Here is a 976-nt window from a genome sequence, read left to right on the forward strand (position 1 = left end):
ACCTTCTTCGGCCGCAGGTCAACCAGCAGCAGGTGCGAGTCCGTGCCGCCCGTCACGATATCAAAACCGCGCTCGACCAGAACTTCCGCCAGCACTTCCGCATTCCGGCGCACCGCTTCCTGATAGCTGCGGAACTCGGGCTTGAGCGCTTCGCCAAACGCCACCGCCTTGCCGGCGATCACGTGCATCAGCGGGCCACCCTGCAGGCCGGGGAACACTGCGGAGTTGATCTTCTTCGCCAGAGCTTCGTCATTCGTCAGGATCAGGCCGCCACGCGGGCCACGCAGCGTCTTGTGCGTGGTGGACGTCACGATATGCGCGTATTCGATCGGGTTCGGATACAGGCCAGCCGCAACCAGACCAGCAAAATGCGCCATGTCCACCATCAGCTTCGCGCCAACCTCATCCGCAATCCGGCGGAAACGCGCAAAGTCGATAATGCGCGGATAGGCCGAGCCACCCGCAACAATGATGGACGGCCGGTGCTCACGCGCAAGGCTTTCCATTTCCTCGTAGTCCAGCATGCCGTCCTGCTGGCGCACGCCATACTGCACCGCGTTGAACCACTTGCCAGAATAGTTCGGCGCGGCACCGTGTGTCAGATGCCCGCCCGCGGCAAGGCTCATGCCCAGAACCGTATCGCCCGGCTTGCCAAGCGCCATGAACGCCGCCTGGTTGGCGTTCGCGCCAGAATGCGGCTGCACATTCGCATAGCCCGCGCCAAACAGCGTCTTCACCCGCTCGATCGCAAGGCTTTCAACCTTGTCCACTTCCGAGCAGCCACCATAATACCGGCGGCCGGGATACCCTTCGGCATATTTGTTCGTCAGAACGCTGCCCTGCGCCTGAAGAACAGCCTCAGAGACCATGTTCTCGCTCGCAATCAGCTCAATCCCGTCGCGCTGACGCTCAAGCTCGCTCGTTATCGCTTCAAAAATCGCAACATCCGTCGTCTCAAGGTCAGCGTTGAAAAAAC

1 protein-coding gene is annotated in these 976 nt (G+C 61.2%); it reads right to left on the reverse strand.

Going from position 1 to position 976, the window contains the following annotated elements:
• Window positions 1–976: serine hydroxymethyltransferase (glyA, locus tag JCM25143_RS15160; RefSeq protein ID WP_025861852.1), on the reverse strand; the 976-nt coding region annotated here is incomplete at both ends.

Origin of the sequence: Acetobacter papayae JCM 25143 (assembly GCF_000613285.1) — a bacterium.
Lineage (GTDB): Bacteria > Pseudomonadota > Alphaproteobacteria > Acetobacterales > Acetobacteraceae > Acetobacter > Acetobacter papayae.